This window comes from Flavobacterium sp. (assembly GCF_043722275.1).
GTDB lineage: Bacteria > Bacteroidota > Bacteroidia > Flavobacteriales > Flavobacteriaceae > Flavobacterium.
Map to the genome: position 1 here is coordinate 13,020 of NZ_JAYSPC010000132.1, position 20,166 is coordinate 33,185.

Genomic DNA, 20,166 nt, shown 5'->3' on the forward strand with positions numbered 1-20,166 from the left:
TAAAAACAAAAATATCATGAGTACAATTCCTTGGCAAGACAAACCTGAAAACAGCACTGACGTAATGTGGAGATATTCTGAAAATCCTATTATTGACAGATATGCAATCCCATCATCAAACAGTATTTTTAACAGCGCAGTTGTTCCTTTTGAGGATGGATTTGCAGGTGTTTTCAGATGTGATAACAAAGCGGTTCAAATGAATATTTTTGCCGGATTTAGTAAAAACGGAATCGATTGGGACATTAACCATGAACCAATTGTAATGCAAGCGGGTAATACAGACATGATCGAATCGGCTTATAAATACGATCCTCGTGTTGTTTTTATCGAAGATCGTTACTGGATTACGTGGTGTAACGGTTACAACGGTCCAACAATTGGAATTGGATATACTTTTGATTTTAAAGAATTTTTTCAGTGCGAAAATGCCTTTTTGCCTTTCAACAGAAACGGAGTTTTGTTTCCACAAAAAATAAACGGAAAATACGCCATGTTAAGCCGTCCAAGTGATAACGGACACACGCCTTTTGGAGATATCTGGATCAGTTATAGTCCTGATATGAAATACTGGGGAGAACACCGTTTAGTAATGAAACCATCTCCGTTTGAACAAAGTGCATGGCAATGTACCAAAGTAGGAGCAGGACCAATTCCAATCCTTACCGAAGATGGCTGGTTAATGTTATACCACGGCGTTATCAATACCTGCAACGGTTTTAGATATGCAATGGGAGCAGCAATTTTAGATACAGATGCACCGGATCAGGTAAAATACAGAACACAACCCTACTTATTAGGACCGGCAGAAATTTACGAACAAGTAGGTGACGTAGGAAACGTAGTTTTCCCGTGTGCTGCTTTACACGATATTGAACAAGATAAATTAGCCGTATATTATGGCGCAGCAGATACTGTTGTGGCAATAGCATTTGGAAAATTAAGTGAAGTAATTCAGTTCACAAAAGATAACAGTTTATAGCAAAAACATGCGTTTAAAAATTCAATGGTTAACAATCGCTTTAGGGTTTATATCGATAATGAGTCATTCACAATCGAAAAAAACAATTGTACCTAAAACTTATGTAGCATCAAAAACAACAACTCCGCTTGTAATTGACGGAGACGAATCTGATGCGTCATGGAGTAAAGTAGATTGGACAGATCTTTTTGAAGATATAGAAAATAATGTAAAACCAAAATACGCAACAAAAGTAAAAATGCTCTGGGATGAAACCAATTTTTACATACTCGCAAAAATTGATGAACCACACGTTTGGGCAAATTTAAAACAACGTGACACCATTATCTTTTACAACAACGATTTTGAAGTTTTTATAGATCCCGACAGCGACACTTTTAACTATTATGAATTAGAAATTAATGCTTTAAATACAGCGTGGGATCTATTTTTGTCAAAACCTTACAGAGAAAATGACAACGTAGTTTTAAATGACTGGAATATTCCAGGTCTGAAATCAGCGGTAAAAATCAAAGGAACGCTAAACAACCCAAATGATATTGACGAGGGTTGGGTATTAGAAATGGCGATTCCCTGGGCATCTTATAAAACATCCTTTTTTGATAAAAATGTTCCTACAGATAAATTTTGGAGAGTCAATTTTTCACGGGTAAACTGGCAGCATTCCATAACAAACGGAGGTTACGAACGCAAGAAAAATCCTAACGGAAAATTTCTGCCGGAGTACAATTGGGTTTGGTCGCCAATGGGCGTGATCAATATGCATGAACCGGAAAAATGGGGATATGTTTATTTTTCTTCGAAAGAAGGAAAAGACAATTTTACAATTCCGCAAGACGAAAAAGTAAAATGGGAGCTTTATAATTTATACCGCGCAGAAAAAGAATACTTCGGAAAAAACAAAACCTGGGCGAAAGCTTTAGCCAGTCTGACCAAAGAAACAATTAGTGTAGACGGGAAAATTTTAAAGCCAATATTCGAAAATTATTCACAGGGATATAATATTTCGGTAAAAAGTCCTTTCTCCAATACAACATACATTATTAAGGAAGATGGCAAAATAATAGCAAAATAAACCACTATGAAACTACCAAAACTATTACTTATTTTATTGGCATTCAGTATTTTTTCCTGTGCCAAAAAAGAAGAACAAACCACCTTTAAATTTGGAGTCTGGACAACCGCAGATCCCAAAAAATCAGACGCAGATTTTACAAAAGAATTTAAAAAATACAAAGACGGCGGAATCGATGAAGTATTAATCAATACCGGAACAGATCCAAAACTCTTAAAAAGATTAGTGCCTTTAGCCACAAAAGAAGGCTTAAAAGTCCATGCCTGGATTATGGCAATGAACAGGCCCGGAGATTCAATTGCATTACAGCATCCGGATTGGTATCAGGTAAGCAAAGAAGGAAAATCCTGCTTTGACAATCGCCCTTACGTTGATTATTATCAATGGTTATGTCCAACCAGAAAAGCGTCCAGAGATCACGTTTTAGGATTAGTAGAAGGATTGGCAGAAGTTGAAGGCATTGAAAGTGTACATTTAGATTATATTCGATTTCCGGATATTTTTTTACCAATCAGTTTATTGCCAAAATACAACTTAGTTCAGGATGTTGAATTACCTCAGTTTGATTTTTGTTATTGTGATGAATGTGTAAAGGCATTCGAAAAAATACATCATAAAAATCCAAAAACAAGCCACAATACATCAATTGATATGGAGTGGAAAAACTTCAGATTAAATGCCATAAAAGCAGTAGTTGATGATGCGTATAAAATTGCCTACAAACACAATAAAAAATTAACCGCAGCAGTATTTCCTTATCCTGAAATGGCAGATCACATGGTGCGCCAGCGTTGGGACAAATGGAATATTGACGAAGTTTATCCTATGATTTACCATAGTTTTTATGATGAAGAAATTGACTGGGTAGGTTACGCCACAAAACAAGGAGTTGCTGATTTAGAAGATAAAAAAACTAAAATCAACACCGGAATTTATATCCCCGGGTTAAAATCTGACAAAGAATTAAAAGAAGCGATTTTGCTTGCCAAAGAAAATGGCGCAACTGGAGTTTCGTTTTTTGATGGAAATGCTTTGTCTGACAGCAACTTAAAAACCATCGCAGCAACTAAAGCAAGTTTAAAATAAAAAAACCGAAAAATAGTTATGAATATTTCTTTGAGGAATTCGCAGTAAAAACCTAACTTATGATCCGAAATATTCAAGTAAAATATCAAAACCATGTCAAATAGAAGAGATTTTATAAAGAAATCAACTTTAGGTGCAATTGCAATTACCACAGCTTTAGGGCATAGCGGATTTGCTGCCACTAAAGAAGATGAAAAAGTGAATGAATCAGGAATTGGAAACAAACAAAAAAAGCCTGTTATCATTTCGACATGGAATCACGGTTTACCCGCAAATCAGGAAAGCTGGAAACAATTAAAAGCTGGAAAACCGGCACTTGATGCCATCGAAGCCGGAATGAAAATTCCCGAAGCAGATCCGAATGTTCGCAGTGTTGGTTATGGTGGATATCCGGATCGCGAGGGAAAAGTAACCTTAGATGCCTGCATTATGGATCACAATAGTAATTGTGGTTCGGTTTGTTTTTTACAAGGAATTATGCATCCTATTTCGGTTGCAAAATTAGTACTTCAAAAAACACCTCACGTGATGTTAGCCGGACAAGGCGCTTTGCAATTTGCTTTATCAGAAGGTTTTAAAGAAGAAAATCTTTTGACTGCCGAATCTGAAAAAGACTGGAAAAAATGGCTCGAAGATTCAAAATATAAGCCCGTAATTAATATAGAAAATCACGATACCATAAGCATGCTAATGTTAGATCAAGACGGCAATCTTTCCGGTGGATGCACGACAAGTGGAGCCGCCTGGAAAATGCACGGTCGCGTCGGTGACTCCCCAATCATCGGCGCGGGTCTTTTTCTGGATAATGAAGTTGGCGCAGCTGCCGCAACCGGATTAGGCGAAGCAGTAATCAGAACCGCAGGAAGCGCAATGGTCGTAGAATTAATGCGTCAGGGAAAATCGCCTTATGATGCGTGCAAAGAAATTACAGAACGTATTTACAATAAACATAAAAACCACAAAGATATGGAATACCTGCAAGTTGGTTTTATAGCATTAAATAAAAACGGAGAATACGCAGGTTATAGCCTAAGATCCGGATTTAATTATGCCGTTTCGGATGATGAAAAAGGACACAGAATGGAAGATGCGAAGTTTAAAATGTCGTGGGATAAATAACCCAATCTTGTCATCCCGAGGAACGAGGGATCACACTAGTTAATCGACAAAGATTTACGGGTTTCTATGCGGAGTTTCTAATGTGATTTCTCCCTTTGGTCGAAATGACAAAATAATTATGCATAATTTTTAAGCGCAAAATTGTCATCCCGAGGAACGAGGGATCACATTCGTAAATCGACAAAGATTGAGGAGTTTCTATAAGGAGTTTCTCGTGTGATTTCTCCCTTTGGTCGAAATGACAAACTAAACGTAAACATTCTTATGGAAATGATTTCATAGCCCCGATAGAAGTGGAAATCCTTTTGTGGCGGGGTTCGCCACAAAAGATTGAAACGGATAGCGGGATTAGCTCCTAAAAAAGATTTTGTTTTATGATAGAAATCAAAATGACAAACTTTGGTAAAAAATTGACCTAATAAGCACACAGAGAATAAAAAAACAAAGAATGAAAAAAACAATATCCATAGTATCATTAATCATCACTTCGATATTTTCAGGTCAGGCGCAGGAGAAAGTTCCGTATTGGCAAAACGAGAAAATCAACGAAGAGAATAGAGAACCTATGCACGCTTCGTATTATGTTTTTGAAAATGAAGCATTAGCGGTAAAAAATGAATGGAGACAATCCAAAAATTATCTGGATATTAACGGCGCTTGGAAATTTAAATATGTTGATAATCCAGGCTTAGTCCCTAAAGATTTTGAGAAAACTAACTTTAACGATACCGCTTGGGACAATTTCAGAATCCCTGCGAGTTGGGATGTAAACGGTTACGGATATCCGGTTTACGTAAATACAACTTATGATTTTGATTATTTAATGGCGCCAAATCCGCCGTTTGTACCCACAAAATATAATCCAACTGGAGTTTACAGAAGAGAAATTACCATTGATAAATCTTGGGAAGGAAAAGACATTTTTCTACATATTGGGACTGCAAAATCAAATCTTACGGTTTGGGTAAATGGCGTTTATGTAGGTTATGGCGAAGACGGAAAATTACCATCTGAATTCAACATTAATAAATATGTGAAAACTGGTAAAAATACTATCGTTTTGCAAGTCATGAAATGGAATGACGGTTCGTATTTAGAATGTCAGGATATGTGGAGAATGAGCGGAATCACGAGAGATTCTTATCTCGTAGCCAGAAATAAAGCGCATTTAAAAGATTACGAAATTATTCCGGATTTAGACGCTTCTTATGTAAATGGAAGTTTAAAAATTTCAACTGAATTTTCGGATTTAGATAAAAAAGATACTTATACTTTAGACGTTCAGTTAAAGGCCGGCGATAAAATTATTACGTCGAAAGGTATTTCCGCTTTAAGCGAAAAACAGACTTTTGAATTTGCAGTAAATAATCCTAAGAAATGGAGCGCAGAAATTCCAAATCTCTATCAAATAGATTTTATTCTAAAAGATAAAAAAGGAACTATTGTAGAGGTTATTCATCAAAATGTAGGTTTTAGAAAAGTAGAAATCAAAGGCGGACAACTTTTAGTAAACGGAAAAGCGATTTATATAAAAGGTGTAAACCGTCATGAAGTTGATCCCGTAACCGGACAAACAATTTCACGAGAAAGAATGGAACAGGATATTAAAATCATGAAAGAATTTAATATAAATGCGGTAAGAATGTCGCATTATCCTAACGATGAATATTTTTATGAATTATGTGATAAATACGGAATTTATGTTGTTGATGAAGCAAACATAGAATCCCACGGAATGGGTTATGATATTACCAAAACACTGGGCAATAAACCAGATTGGGAATTGGCGCATATTCAGCGTATGCAACGTATGATTGAACGGGATAAAAATCATACATCGGTCATTATCTGGAGTATGGGGAACGAAGCAGGAAACGGTTATAACTTTTACAGAGGTTATTTATGGATTAAAAATCGCGATAAATCAAGACCCATTCAGTACGAAAGAGCGACAGCCGGCGCTTGGGACGGAAAAGATCTGAAGTTTGAATGGGATTCTGATATTATTGACCCAATGTACAGTTCGCCAAATAAAATGGAAGAATATATTCTGGCAAACCCAAATCCGTCACGACCATATATTCAATGTGAATATGCGCATGCGATGGGAAATTCAATGGGAAATTTTAAAGATTATTGGGACGTAATCAGGAAATATCCCAACTTTCAGGGAGGATTTATCTGGGATATGATCGATCAATCTGTATATAAAACACAACCAGACGGAACCCGAATTCTGGCGTATGGCGGAGATTTTGGACCAAAAGACGTAAAAAGCGATAATAACTTTGTAAACAATGGCGTTTTTACGGGAGAAAGAAAACCAAATCCGCATGCTTTTGAAATGCGAAATGTATTGCAAAATATTCTGACTTCATGGGAAAATCAGGAAACGGCAACGATTAAAGTCTACAATGAATTTTCGTTTAAGGATTTAAGTAATGTGACTTTGCATTGGTCAGTAATTTTAGACGGAATCAAACAAGATTCTGGCGTTATCGATTATCTGACAATAGATCCAAATCAGTCAAAAACGTATACTTTACCAATTAAATTAGGCGATAAAAAATTTCAGGAAGCTTTTGTAAATATCACATATCAATTGAAACAAGATGAACCATTTTTACCAAACAGTTTTGAAATTGCAACAGATCAATTGGCATACAAAGGAACCTGGAAAAATGATATAAAAGTAGAAGGTTCGGCTAAAATAAATGTAGCCAAAAATGCCAATAATACGGTATTTAAAAGCGATAAAGCAATTGTGACTTTCGATAAAAAAACAGGATTTATCAGCGGATATTCATTCGATAATCAATCTGTTTTAAAAGACGGATATCAATTACGTCCCAATTTTTGGAGAGCGCCAAACGATAATGATTTTGGAGCAAATCTTCAGATAAACTTAAAAGCATGGAAAGAAGCGACAGAAAATCCAACACTTTTAAACTGGACATATTCGGAAACAAAAGACAATAAAATTCTGGTAAAAGCAACCTATAATTTAACATCGGTTTCTTCGACTTTAGAATTAAATTACGAGATAAACAGTAACGGAGAATTGAGCGTAAAGGAAGAATTGAATATTGATAAAACAAAAGAAACTCCGGTATTGCCAAGATTTGGAATGGAAATAATTTTGCCAAAAGATTTCAGTTCAATTAGTTATTACGGAAGAGGACCGCACGAAAATTACATCGACAGAAATTACAGTGCAAAAGTCGGACTTTATAATCAAACGGTTTCAGAGCAATATTATCCATACATCCGTCCGCAGGAAACGGGAAATAAAACAGATGTTCGCTGGTTAGAATTGTCAAATGATAAATTGAAAATAACAGTTACATCAAATGAATTACTGGCAACCACAGCTTTACATTTTTTAAATGAAGATTTAGACGACGGATTGCAAAAGGACCAACGCCACGCTGCTGAACTGAAAGAGAGAGATTTAACAAGTTTAAAAATTGATTCAAAACAAATGGGAGTTGGCGGAATAGATAGCTGGCAAGCCTGGCCAATGGAGAAATATTTGTTAAGAGGCAAAACCTATCTTTATCAATTTAAAATAACACCATCAATAAAATAATTCATTATGAGGATTTTAAAACCATTCCTTATCGTATTTTTTCTAACTGTTTTAAATGCTGGATATAGTCAAAAAATATATACGGAAAAGGACATTCAGATCATTCCAAAACCAACAACATTGTTGATTCAGCCCGGAATATTTGAATTTTCTAAAAACACGAAATTTTTTGCTGTAACAGATTTTCAAAAAGAAATCTCAAACGCTTTAGCAGATAAATTCGAAAAATCTGCAGGATTTCGACCTGAAGTTTCCGGGACATTGCCACAAAGTAATTTTATTCAGTTTAAAGTCGATCAAACCCTGAATAAAGAAGCTTATAAATTAGAAATAAACGCTAAGAGCATCACAATTACGGCAAAAGGAAACGCAGGTTTTATTTACGGATTAGAAACTATCAGACAATTATTGCCAAGCGCTATCGAAAGTAAATTTGTAATTACAACCGTAAAATGGCAGGTTCCAAATGTGGTTATTACTGATGAACCTCGTTTTCAATGGAGAGGATTAATGCTGGATTTATCACGTCATTTCTTTGATAAAAGTTATGTATTGGCAACAATTGATCGTCTTGCAATGCTTAAAATGAACGTTTTGCATTTGCATTTAGTAGACGATCAGGGCTGGAGAATGGAAATTAAGAAATATCCTAAATTAACCGAAGTTGGTGCGTGGAGAGTCGATCAGGAAAATGTAGCCTGGAATGCAAGACTTACCACAAATCCTGATGAAAAAGGGACTTACGGAGGATTTTTAACTCAGGAAGAATTAAAAGAAATTGTAAAATATGCAGCGGGTAAAAACATTGAAATCATTCCTGAAATCGAAATGCCGGCGCACGTAAGTTCAGCAATTGCATCATATCCTGAATTGGCTTGTTTTAATCAGAGAATTGGCGTTCCGTCAGGCGGATTATGGCCAATTACAGATATTTATTGTGCAGGAAAAGAAACGACTTTTGAATTTTTACAAAATGTAATCGATGAAGTTATCACCGTTTTTCCATCAAAATACATTCATATTGGCGGTGATGAAGCCACAAAAACCAATTGGGATAAATGTCCGAATTGTCAAAAAAGAATGAAAGATCTTGGTTTAAAAAATTCCCATGAATTGCAAAGTTATTTCGTTAAACGAATGGAGAAATACATCAATTCAAAAGGGAAGAAAATAATTGGCTGGGATGAAATTCTGGAAGGCGGTTTAGCTCCGGAAGCAACCGTAATGAGCTGGAGAGGAACAAAAGGAGGAACTGACGCCGCAGAACAAGGTCATGATGTAATTATGACACCGGAATCTCCTTGTTATTTTAATTTTTACCAAGGTCCGCAAAACGAAGAACCATTGGCTTTTGATGCTTATAATCCGTTAAGTGATGTTTACAAATTTGATCCTGTTGTACCTACAATGACACCGGAGCAGGCAAAACACGTTTTAGGCGGACAGGCTAATTTATGGGCAGAACATTTAACGAACCCAAAAGCATCAGAATATATGATTTTCCCTAGACTTGCTGCTTTGGCGGAAGTTTTATGGAGTCCGAAAGAAAAACGCGACTGGAATGATTTTACAACAAGATTGCCGGTTTTATTAGATCGTTACGATTATTTAGGCATCACTTATGCAAAAAGTGCGTATTTGGTAACTGCTTCTTCAACGGCTAATATTGCTAAAAAAGAAGTGAATGTAACGTTGAAAAATGAATTCCCAAATCCGGATATCCGTTATGTTTTAGGAGATAAAAATATGGACCATAATGCTATAAAATATACAACGCCTATTGCTTTTACTGGAACTACTATTTTAAAAGCTTCGTTATTTCAAAATGATAAACCTATTGGCAAAACATTTACTGATACAATACTATTTCATAAAGGTGTTGGAAGTAAAGTCCTGTATTTAACGCCTTTTAATAGTAATTATAAAGGGGATGGACCTTTTGGGATGGTCAATAGTATTCGGGGAAGTAAAAATTTCCATGATGGACAATGGCAGGCGTGGTTGGTAAATGATATGGAAATCGTACTTGATTTGCAAAAACAGGAAAGTATTGAGGAAGTTATTATTGGCACATTAGAAAGTCAGGGCGCGGGAGTTAATTTTCCAACACAAATAAAAGTTCTGGTATCAAATGATGGTATGAACTATAGAGAAGTCGGGAAAATATCACGTCCGTATGCGGCGAATGTGAATTCAGAATTGAAAGATTTCAAACTGAATTTTGTAAAATGTAATGCGAGATTTGTAAAAGTAATTGCATCTAATTTAAAGAAAAGCCCGAAAGGAGAAAGTTCATGGCTTTTTGTAGATGAAATTTTAGTGAATTAAAATGCGTCGATAAACTGCAATGATGGATTAAAATCCATCTCTACAATATAGTTTGTTCCTCCGGAACGCTTTATAAAATTCCGGAGGAATGATTCATTTTGTAGCAACGGATTTTAATCCGTTGAGAAACATAGAAAGCATGAATTACAAATGATACCAAACACCAAAAAAACAAAAACAAAAAACCATAAAATAGAGTAAAGATGAAAAGAGGAATATTCATAATAGCAATATTATTTTCAGTTCAAATGTTTTCGCAGGCAATTTATGAAGATGAGCGTTACGTGCCGGAAACAGATCCGTTAGTACTGAAAAACCTGGACGAATGGCAAGGCAAAAAATTTGGATTATTAATGCACTGGGGAACTTACAGCGAATGGGGAATCGTAGAATCGTGGTCAATTTGTCCGGAAGATTATGGATGGTGTGAACGTAAAAAAGGAAGCAATCCCGAGAATTATAATGAATATGTAAAAGAATATGAAGGCCTGAAAAAGAGGTTTAATCCCGTAAAATTTGATCCGGCAAAATGGGCAAAAGCCGCTAAAAATGCGGGTATGAAATACATGGTTTTTACAACAAAACACCATGACGGTTTTAATATGTATGATACTAAATATTCTGATTATAAAGTAACTGATAAAGAATGCGCTTTTAGTACAAACCCAAAAGCGAATATTGCAAAAGAAATTTTTAATGCATTTAGAGCCGAAAATATTTCAACAGGAGCTTATTTCTCTAAACCTGACTGGCATAACGAGAATTACTGGGATCCTTATTTTCCTGCTTTCGACAGAAACGTAAATTATGATCCGGCTTTATATCCTGAAAAATGGCAGAAATATGTTGATTTCACACACAATCAAATTTTAGAATTATTATCTGATTACGGTAAAATTGATATTTTATGGTTAGATGGCGGATGGGTTAGAAAAAGAGACCAACAAAACTTAAAAGAAAACTACGATGAAAAGTTTGCTGAAAACGAAGCAAAAAATGGTTTCATCAAACACAGAGTTGTAGATCAGGACCCTAAAATGGATGAATTGGTTGTAAAAGCAAGACAAAAACAACCGGGATTAATTGTAGTTGACAGAGCCGTTCACGGAAAAAACCAAAACTATTTAACTCCTGAAGGTCGTGTTCCTGCAAAAACATTACCTTATCCGTGGGAATCTTGTATTACTTCTGGCGGTGGATGGTCGTATACTCCGGACGCAAAATACATGACGGGCAGAGAAGGAATTCATATGCTTGTTGATATTGTGGCAAAAGGCGGAAACTTATTATTGAATATCGCACCAAGTCCTGAAGGTGAATGGCAACAAGGCGCTTATGATTTATTGGCGGCGTACGGTGACTGGATGAAAGTAAACAGTTCAGCAATTTATAATACAAAACCCATTGAACCTTTTAAGGAAAATAACATTTGTATGACACAAAATAAAACTGGAAACGTATTTTTGTTTTATTTAGCCAAAGAAGGAGAAACTAAAATCCCTGCAGAAGTTGTTGTAAAATCAATCAACCCTAAAAAAGGAACAAAAATTACGATGTTAGGTTCTAAAACTTCATTGAAATGGACAAAAGAAGCTGAAGGATTTAAAGTGGTAATTCCTGAAAATTTAAGAAACAATTTGCCATGTAAAGAAGCGTGGACTTTAAAAATTGAAACGATTAACAGATAGAGAATTAACTATGATTTTTAATAAAAGGTTAACCATACAAACAGCATGTTTTTTTTACATGCTGTTTTTTAGCATAAGTATTTTTGCACAGGAACCGGCAGATTTTGTGAATCCGTTTATTGGAACTTCCAATTATGGAGCGACTTTTCCGGGACCAATTGCACCCAGAGGAATGGCGAGTATTAGTCCGTTTAATGTTGCGGGGCATCAAAATAAGTTAGAAAAAGACAGTCAGTGGTTGTCGAATCCTTATGTAAATGAAAATACCTTTTTAACCGGATTCAGTCAGGTAAATATCAGCGGTGTTGGTTGTCCGGATTTAGGTGTTTTGTTATTGATGCCAACGACAGGAAAGGTAGAAACCAATCATTTAAAATACGGTTCAACCTATTCTAACGAAGTTGCAAAAGCCGCTTATTATAGCGTAAATATTGATAAATACAAGATTAAAGCAGAATTTACGGCTTCAAAAAGAGTCGGCGTAAGCAAATTTACTTTTCCAAAAGGACAATCTAATATTTTATTAAATCTTGGTTTAGGTTTAACAAATGAAGAAGGTGCGATGGTAAAAGTAGTTTCTCCAACTGAAATTGAAGGAATGCGTTCCGTAGGTTCGTTTTGTTATAACAGTCCTGAAGATGCTTATCCAGTTTATTTTGTAGCCAGATTTTCTAAACCGGCGGATAAATTTGGAGTTTGGAAAAAACCAACAAAATATGAAGGTGTTGAAGCACAATGGATGACGTACAACGACAAAACCCGAATGATGGATAATACCATAAAAACGGTTATTGGTGACAGTATTGGAACTTATTTTACCTATAAATTTAATAAAGAAGAGGTTGTTGAGGTTAAAATTGGCGTTTCGTATGTGAGTATTGCGAACGCACGTGAAAATTTAGAAAAAGAAACCGGAAACAAATCTTTTGAAACGGTTTATAAGGAAACTTATAACGAATGGAACGAAGAACTTTCTAAAATTTTAGTCGAAGGCGGTTCAAAAGATGAGAATACAATTTTTTACACGGCATTATACCACACTTTAATTCACCCGAATATTTTAAATGATGTCAATGGAGAATATCCTGTAATAAAAAGAAGCAAAATCGCTAAAACCGATGGAACACGTTATACGACGTTTTCATTGTGGGATACATATCGAAATATGCATCCGTTAACGTCTTTGGTATATCCCAAACAGCAATCTGATATGATAAAAAGCATGTTGGAAATGTATGATGAAAACGGCTGGTTACCCAAATGGGAATTGAATTCAACAGAAACATTTACAATGGTTGGAGATCCGGCAAGTATCGTTATTGTCGACGCGTGTTTAAAGGGAATTCAGGATTTTGATATTTACAAAGCCTACTTTGCCATGTTAAAAGGAGCAGATGATACAGAGAATAATCCGTTGCGTCCCGGTCTTAAGGAATATATCGACAAAGGCTATTTGTCAACTAATTATCCTGGTCCGGTTTCTACAACGCAGGAATACAATACATCAGATTATGCGATTTCACTTTTGGCGAAAGCCTTAGGTAAAAAAGATGATTATAAGCGTTTTACGAAGCGTTCGCTTTCCTACCAAAAATTATATGACAAAGATTTAAAATTATTTCGTCCAAGACTGGCGAACGGAAAGTGGTATGAACCTTTTGATCCTGCATCCGGAGCTAATTTTCAGGCAAATGTGGGTTTTATCGAAGGCAACGCTTGGCAATATAATTTTATGGTGCCGCATGATATGAAAGGATTAATCAAATTAATGGGCGGTGATAAAGCATTTTCGGATCAATTGCAAAAAGTTTTTGATACCAAACAATTTGATATGGCGAATGAACCTGATATTTCGAATCCGTATTTATTTAATTATGTAAAAGGCGAAGAATGGAAAAGCCAGGAAATGGTCAAAAAACTGGTAGGAGAATATTTCCAGAACAAACCAAACGGATTACCCGGAAATGATGATACCGGAACAATGTCGGCTTGGTTGGTTTATTCCATGATGGGAATTTATCCCATATCGCCGGGAGATCCTGTTTATACGATTACAGCACCAATGTTTCATAGAATAACGATCAAATTAGATCCAAGATATTATAAAAAAGAAAGCATTGTAATTGAAAGACAAATCAATAATGACGGAAAAATCAATTCGATTGAAATAAACGGAAAAACACTTAATAGCTTTTTTATTTCGCACGATGATTTTGTGAATGGAAAATTACTAAAAGTGATTCAAAATTAAAAACAACACTACTATGTTACAATTACGAATGAAAAAAACAGCCATTATTTTCATAATGGCTGTTGGTTTTTATAACCACAGTTATGCACAAAAAAAATATCCGTACCAAGATCCTAAATTACCTGTTGAGGAAAGGCTTACTGATTTATTAAGCCGAATGAGCCTTGAGGAAAAAGTACGCCAGATGGACATGTACAAAGGGGAATTTTTTAAGGAAAAGGAAGATTTTTCGAAATCAAAATCGGATCTTAAAATTGGAAATCTTGGTATTGGAGCAATTCACGATATTTATCCGCGATCAGCAAAAATGATTAATGACCTTCAAAGTGAGGTTATAAAAAAGAACAAATGGGGAATTCCTGCCCTTATTATGTGCGAGATGCTTCACGGTTATTTAGATGACGGAAGTACGGCTTTCCCAATGAACATTGGTTTAGGGGCAACCTGGGACACAAATCTTCTGGATAAAGTGGGAAAAGTTATTGGTACAGAAGCCAGAGCGCACGGAGTTCATTTTGGTTTAGGACCCAATCTTGATGTTGGACGCGAACCTCGTTGGGGAAGAGTTGCAGAAACTTTTGGTGAAGATGTTTATTTGGTTGGAGAACTGGGAACTTCGATGATTAAAGGAATGCAGGGCGAGGATTTCAAATCAGATCGTTCGATAATTGCAGAACCTAAACATTTTGCCGTTCACGGGATTCCGCAAGCAGGAGGAAATTCTTCTCCGGTTTTGATTGGAGAACGCAGCGCGCGAGAAGATTTTTTACCATCATTTAAAAAAGCATTTACAAAAGGAAACGCGTTAGGAACCATGTGTGCTTATTCTGAACTAGACGGAATTCCTTGTGCAGCAAATCACTGGTTATTGACGGATGTTTTAAGAAAAGAATGGGGTTTTAAAGGAATTGTAGTTTCAGATTTAGGCGCTATAAAATACCTTCAAACCACGCATCATGTTACAGATTCGCCTAAAGAAAGTATTAGGGAAGCTGTTGCAGCGGGAGTTGATATGCAGTTTTATGATTTCACAAATGAATTCTGGCAACAAAGCATTATTGAATTGGTAAATGAGAAAAAACTAACAATGGCACAAATTGACCGTGCTGCCGGCGGAGTTTTAAGATTGAAGTTTTTATTGGGATTATTTGAAAATCCGTACACAGATAAAAATTTAATTAAGCAACGTTTTCATTCAAAAGAAAATCAGGATATCGCTTTAGAAGCCGGACATAAATCAATTGTATTGTTGAAAAATGACAACAATATTTTGCCTTTAAAAAAGGATATTCAAACGATTGCCGTTATTGGTCCAAATGCTGATGCTTCGAGATTAGGAGGATATTCGGTAAAAAATAAAGTAGGAACAACCGTTCTTGAAGGAGTAAAACAAGTTGTTGGCGCGAAAACAAATGTACTTTATGAAGAAGGAGTTTCCTTAATTGTAAAAGGACAAATTATTCCGTCGAAGTATTTATTCACGCCAGATGGATCTGAAAACGGATTAAAAGGCGAATATTTTAATAACAGAAGTGTTGAAGGAGTTCCGGCATTAACCCGTATTGATAGTCAGTTAGAGTTTGATTGGCCGTGGTCTCCGGGAGATGGCGTTACAGATGATGATTTCTCGATTCGCTGGACAGGATATATTCAGTCAGAAAAATCATTTGATGGCTGGTTAGGTTTAAGTTCAGATGACGGAATCAGAATGTGGATCGACGATCAATTGGTGATTGACAACTGGACAAAAGGTGCTACGAGTATGGTTACAACTCCAAAAAATATTGAAGCAGGTAAAAAATACAAAGTCCGCATAGAAATGTGGGAAGGCGGTTGGGGAGCCAGAGCGCACTTGCGTTGGAATCTTGAAAAAGTAAACTTTCAGCCGGCAATTGACATCGCTAAAAAAGCAGATGTTGCAATTGTGGTTTTAGGCGAATCAAACGAATTAGTAGAGGAAAACAGAGATGTCGCTTCTTTAGACTTACACGGAATGCAACAGGAATTGATTGAAGCTATCCAAAAAACAGGAACTCCGGTGGTTTGTGTTTTATTAAATGGTCGTCCGCTTTCAACAAACTGGATAGCAGAAAATATTCCTGCACTTGTCGAAGGCTGGTTTCCGGGTGAAGCAGGAGGAAAGGCTGTAGCCGATGTATTATTCGGGAATTATAATCCTGGCGGAAGATTGCCAATTACGGTTCCTAAATCTGTGGGACAGTTACCTATATATTATAACCAAAAACCATCTGCAATACACAGATATGTTTCTGAAAGTGAAAATCCGTTGTACACATTTGGTTACGGATTGAGTTATACGACTTTCGAATATTCAAATCTTGCCATCAGTTCAAAGGAAATTAAAACAAATGGAGAATTAAAAGTAAGCATAAACGTTAAAAACACAGGAAATTTTGATGGAGATGAGGTCGTACAATTGTACATTAATGATGTTTACAGCAGTGTAACAACGCCAAGAAAAACATTAAAAGGTTTCAAGAGATTATTTATTAAAAAAGGAGAAACTCAAAAAGTAGAATTTACATTAACTGCTGATGAATTATCACTTTGGAACCGAGATATGAAAAATGTAGTAGAACCGGGTGATTTTGAAGTTATGGTAGGTGGAAACTCAATTGACCTGCAAAAAACGGGATTTAAGGTTTTGCAATAAAAAAGAACTAATGAATAATTATATTTAGTGTTTTAAGTATTTAGCAGATAATACTTTTGAAAATTGTATAAATCAATTAGATTAATTAATAAAAACCCGCCTTATTTAGGCGGGTTTTTTTTGTAAAATATAAGGTTTTTAGGGGTTTAAATGTTAAAGTTTACCCAACACCTTTTCAAAATTGTCATTTGTCGAAATAATATTCTGTTAACAAAAGGTATTCTTAAGTTTAACATGTTATTAACTCTAAAAAACAACTAATATGACTAAGAACGTACTAAAATTACTGTTTGTTCTTTGCTTGTTTGCATTCCAAAGCTCACAAGCACAGACTACGGTAAAAGGAACGATAACAGATGCTTCAACGGGAATTCCAATTCCGGGTGCAAATGTTGTTGTTAAAGGAACAAAGACAAGTGCATCATCAGATTTTGATGGAAAGTACAGCATTAATGTTCCCAATCAATCATCAGTTTTGGTTTTCAGCTATGTTGGATCTGCTCCAAAAGAGATTCCTGTAGGAACACAAACATTAATCAATGCAGCTTTAGGCGCAGCGACACAACAATTAGGGGAAGTTGTTGTAACGGCTCTTGGTATTAAAAGGGAGAAAAAAGCCATCACGTATTCCGCTCAGAATATCTCGGTAGATGAGCTTTCAGAGGCAAGATCATTAAACGTCGCCAACTCACTTTCGGGTAAAGTTGCGGGTCTTAACTTCTCGACTACTTCAAATGGTGTAGGAAGTTCTTCAAGAATTACATTGAGAGGAAACAGATCACTTACCGGTAATAACCAACCAATGTATGTGGTTGATGGTGTGCCTATTAGTAATGGTACAACTACTGGTAATCCGGATATCGATACAGGAGGAACCACTCAGCCTGATGGTATTTCGAATATTAATCCTGAAGATATTGCTTCGATGACGGTTCTTAAAGGACCATCTGCAGCAGCACTTTATGGTACAAGGGCAAGTAATGGTGTTATTGTTATAACTACAAAATCAGGAAAATCAGGAAAAACTTCAGTTTCGGTTTCGTCTAACTTCATGGCTTCATCTGCTTATAATTTGATGAATTTACAAAACCAGTACGGACAAGGAACTTTAGGTGCTTACAACCAGACTTCAAGCTCAAGCTGGGGAGGAAAACTCGACGGAAGTCAGGTTCCGGCATGGCAATTAGTTCGTAATCCTAATTATTCAGGACCTGCAACAACAAGTTACAGCCCGCAGCCGGATAACGTAATTGATTTTTATAAAACAGGATATAATTTAGCAAATACATTGACTGTTACTACAGGAAATGAAAAAGCGCAGGGTTATTTTTCTTATACAAATACAACTGCAGAAGGTATCGTAGGCGGAAACCAATTGAACAGACACAATCTTAATTTAAGATTAACGAGTAAAATATCTGATAAATTATCATTAGATGTAAAAACAAACTATATCGTTCAGGATATCGATAATTTATTGAGAACGGGTGAAGAATCTATTGGTACATCAGCTTATTTATTACCTCGTAGTATTAAATTTAGTGAATACAAAGATTTTGAATACAGAGATGCAGCGGGACAATTACAGCAAAATTATTTTTTAGACGAAGCCGGAGCTCCAGGAGGAAACCCATATTGGTCAGCTTTGCGCGATGATTCACGTAAAGATAAAAGAAACAGATTTATAGGTCTTGCGTCTCTTAAATATGAGTTTACAAATACAATAAGTTTGCAAGTAAGAACTGGTTTAGACCAAATGACAAACAAGAATGTTAGAAACAGATATGCTACTATCGCTTTTAATAACAATCTGGGTTCATACAGCGAATCTTATGAAACTGTAAGCGAATTCAATACGGATGCTTTACTTTCATACAACGAAAAATTTGGTGATTTCTCTATCGGGATTAATGCGGGTGCGAATACTTTACAACAAAATAGTTCTTCGTTATATTCAGGCGGAGTTTTAAGTAAAAGAAACTTTTTTGCCTTATCAAATGTTTCAACGATTCAGTCAACTTCTACATCTTCAGAAAAACAAATTAACTCTGTTTATGGTTTCTCACAAATTGGATTCAGAAATTATTTGTTCCTTGATTTAACAGCAAGAAATGACTGGTCATCTACTTTACCATCGGCAAACAGATCATTCTTTTATCCATCTGTAGGTCTTTCAGGAGTTATTTCAGATATGGTAACATTGCCGGAAGTGGTAAGTTTTGCAAAAGTAAGAGGTTCTTATGCAAAAGTGGGTAATGATACAGATCCTTATCAAACAAGTTCAAGATTATCTTATATTGGTGGAAATGGCGGTATGCTGTATTCTCAAACAACAGCTGCAAATCCTAATTTAAGACCGGAAATGTCAAGTTCAGTTGAATTTGGTGCTGATGTTAAATTTTTCAAAAACCGTTTAGGATTAGATTTTACTTATTTTAAAACAAATACAAAAGATCAGATTTTCTACATCAATACTCCGGAATCTTCTTCGACTTCAAGAGCGGTTGTTAATGGTGGAGAAATTCAAAATAATGGTATCGAGATTGTACTTACTGCAACTCCTGTTCAAACAGAAAATTTCTCCTGGGATGTTACTGCCAACTACGCAAACTACAAATCTGAAGTAAAATCAATTTACGGAGGAAGAGAAGAATTAGTGCTTGGTGAAGGACGTTTAGTAAGAAGTAAAGTTATTCAGGGTGGTGAATATGGAGATTTATATATTAAAGGTTTCCAAAGATCTCCTGACGGAAAAATAATTGTAAACAGCGCTGGTATTCCGCTTGCAACAAATAGTTTTGATGTTCGTGCAGGAAACTTTAACCCGGACTGGACAGCAGGTTTAAAAAATAATTTTAAATACAAAGATTTCTCTTTAAGTTTCCTTGTTGATTTTAGAATTGGTGGTGAAGTTATTTCATACACTCAGGCAAGACAGGCAGGTTTAGGAGTTAGTGATGTTACTCTTGCAGGAAGAGAAGGCGGAATCGTTGTTGATGGTGTTGTTGCAACTGCTGGAGGAACTTATGTTCAAAATACTACAAGCATAAATGCAGAACAATACTGGACAGCAATTGGGCAAAGAACTCCCATCGCAGAACCTTTTATTTATGATGCAACAAACATCAGATTAAGAGAACTTGTTTTTGGGTACTCTTTACCAAAACGTATATTGGCAAATTCAGGATTTACAAATATTGACTTTTCATTAGTAGGGAGAAATTTATTCTTCTTTGTGAACAAAGCTAAATATTTTGATCCTGAAGCGGGTGCAGGTACAGGAAACTTGCAAGGTATCGAATCTTTCAACATTCCTTCAACGAGAGATTATGGGGTAAATGTTAAATTCGGATTTTAATTAAAAAAAGAGACAT

The 20,166-nt window shown here is 35.8% G+C and carries 10 protein-coding genes; all 10 read left to right on the forward strand.

What is annotated here, in order from left to right:
• Positions 1 to 16 precede the first annotated feature (16 nt).
• Positions 17 to 982, forward strand: a complete 966-nt coding sequence (locus ACHZDT_RS16215; RefSeq protein WP_394775665.1) for a glycosidase — start codon at positions 17 to 19, stop codon at positions 980 to 982.
• Between the two features lie 7 nt (positions 983 to 989).
• Positions 990 to 2,057 (forward strand): carbohydrate-binding family 9-like protein, encoded by a 1,068-nt coding sequence (locus tag ACHZDT_RS16220; protein WP_394775666.1) that lies wholly within the window; start codon positions 990 to 992, stop codon positions 2,055 to 2,057.
• Between the two features lie 6 nt (positions 2,058 to 2,063).
• Entirely contained in the window at positions 2,064 to 3,143 is a 1,080-nt protein-coding gene (locus tag ACHZDT_RS16225) for a putative glycoside hydrolase (protein WP_394775667.1), read from the forward strand.
• A 93-nt stretch (positions 3,144 to 3,236) separates the two neighbouring features.
• Entirely contained in the window at positions 3,237 to 4,262 is a 1,026-nt protein-coding gene (locus ACHZDT_RS16230; RefSeq protein ID WP_394775668.1) for an isoaspartyl peptidase/L-asparaginase family protein, read from the forward strand.
• A 448-nt stretch (positions 4,263 to 4,710) separates the two neighbouring features.
• Positions 4,711 to 7,851: a glycoside hydrolase family 2 TIM barrel-domain containing protein gene (locus ACHZDT_RS16235; protein WP_394775669.1), complete on the forward strand. Its 3,141-nt coding sequence runs from the start codon at positions 4,711 to 4,713 to the stop codon at positions 7,849 to 7,851.
• 6 nt (positions 7,852 to 7,857) lie between these two features.
• Positions 7,858 to 10,179 (forward strand): beta-N-acetylhexosaminidase, encoded by a 2,322-nt coding sequence (locus ACHZDT_RS16240; protein WP_394775670.1) that lies wholly within the window; start codon positions 7,858 to 7,860, stop codon positions 10,177 to 10,179.
• A gap of 203 nt (positions 10,180 to 10,382) precedes the next feature.
• A complete protein-coding gene (locus ACHZDT_RS16245; RefSeq protein WP_394775671.1) occupies positions 10,383 to 11,867 on the forward strand; it encodes an alpha-L-fucosidase in 1,485 nt (494 codons plus the stop codon).
• Between the two features lie 10 nt (positions 11,868 to 11,877).
• Positions 11,878 to 14,118, forward strand: a complete 2,241-nt coding sequence (locus ACHZDT_RS16250) for a GH92 family glycosyl hydrolase (RefSeq protein ID WP_394775679.1) — start codon at positions 11,878 to 11,880, stop codon at positions 14,116 to 14,118.
• Positions 14,119 to 14,131: 13 nt separating this feature from the next.
• Positions 14,132 to 16,792, forward strand: coding sequence for a glycoside hydrolase family 3 N-terminal domain-containing protein (locus tag ACHZDT_RS16255; RefSeq protein WP_394775672.1), 2,661 nt, complete (start codon positions 14,132 to 14,134; stop codon positions 16,790 to 16,792).
• A 262-nt stretch (positions 16,793 to 17,054) separates the two neighbouring features.
• Positions 17,055 to 20,150: a SusC/RagA family TonB-linked outer membrane protein gene (locus tag ACHZDT_RS16260; RefSeq protein WP_394775673.1), complete on the forward strand. Its 3,096-nt coding sequence runs from the start codon at positions 17,055 to 17,057 to the stop codon at positions 20,148 to 20,150.
• The last annotated feature ends 16 nt before the right edge of the window (positions 20,151 to 20,166 follow it).

Coding starts and splice junctions, on each gene's coding strand:
- ACHZDT_RS16215 (WP_394775665.1), top strand. CDS start 17: ATGAGTACAATTCCTTGGCAAGACAAACCTGAAAACAGCACTGACGTA.
- ACHZDT_RS16220 (WP_394775666.1), top strand. CDS start 990: ATGCGTTTAAAAATTCAATGGTTAACAATCGCTTTAGGGTTTATATCG.
- ACHZDT_RS16225 (WP_394775667.1), top strand. CDS start 2,064: ATGAAACTACCAAAACTATTACTTATTTTATTGGCATTCAGTATTTTT.
- ACHZDT_RS16230 (WP_394775668.1), top strand. CDS start 3,237: ATGTCAAATAGAAGAGATTTTATAAAGAAATCAACTTTAGGTGCAATT.
- ACHZDT_RS16235 (WP_394775669.1), top strand. CDS start 4,711: ATGAAAAAAACAATATCCATAGTATCATTAATCATCACTTCGATATTT.
- ACHZDT_RS16240 (WP_394775670.1), top strand. CDS start 7,858: ATGAGGATTTTAAAACCATTCCTTATCGTATTTTTTCTAACTGTTTTA.
- ACHZDT_RS16245 (WP_394775671.1), top strand. CDS start 10,383: ATGAAAAGAGGAATATTCATAATAGCAATATTATTTTCAGTTCAAATG.
- ACHZDT_RS16250 (WP_394775679.1), top strand. CDS start 11,878: ATGATTTTTAATAAAAGGTTAACCATACAAACAGCATGTTTTTTTTAC.
- ACHZDT_RS16255 (WP_394775672.1), top strand. CDS start 14,132: ATGTTACAATTACGAATGAAAAAAACAGCCATTATTTTCATAATGGCT.
- ACHZDT_RS16260 (WP_394775673.1), top strand. CDS start 17,055: ATGACTAAGAACGTACTAAAATTACTGTTTGTTCTTTGCTTGTTTGCA.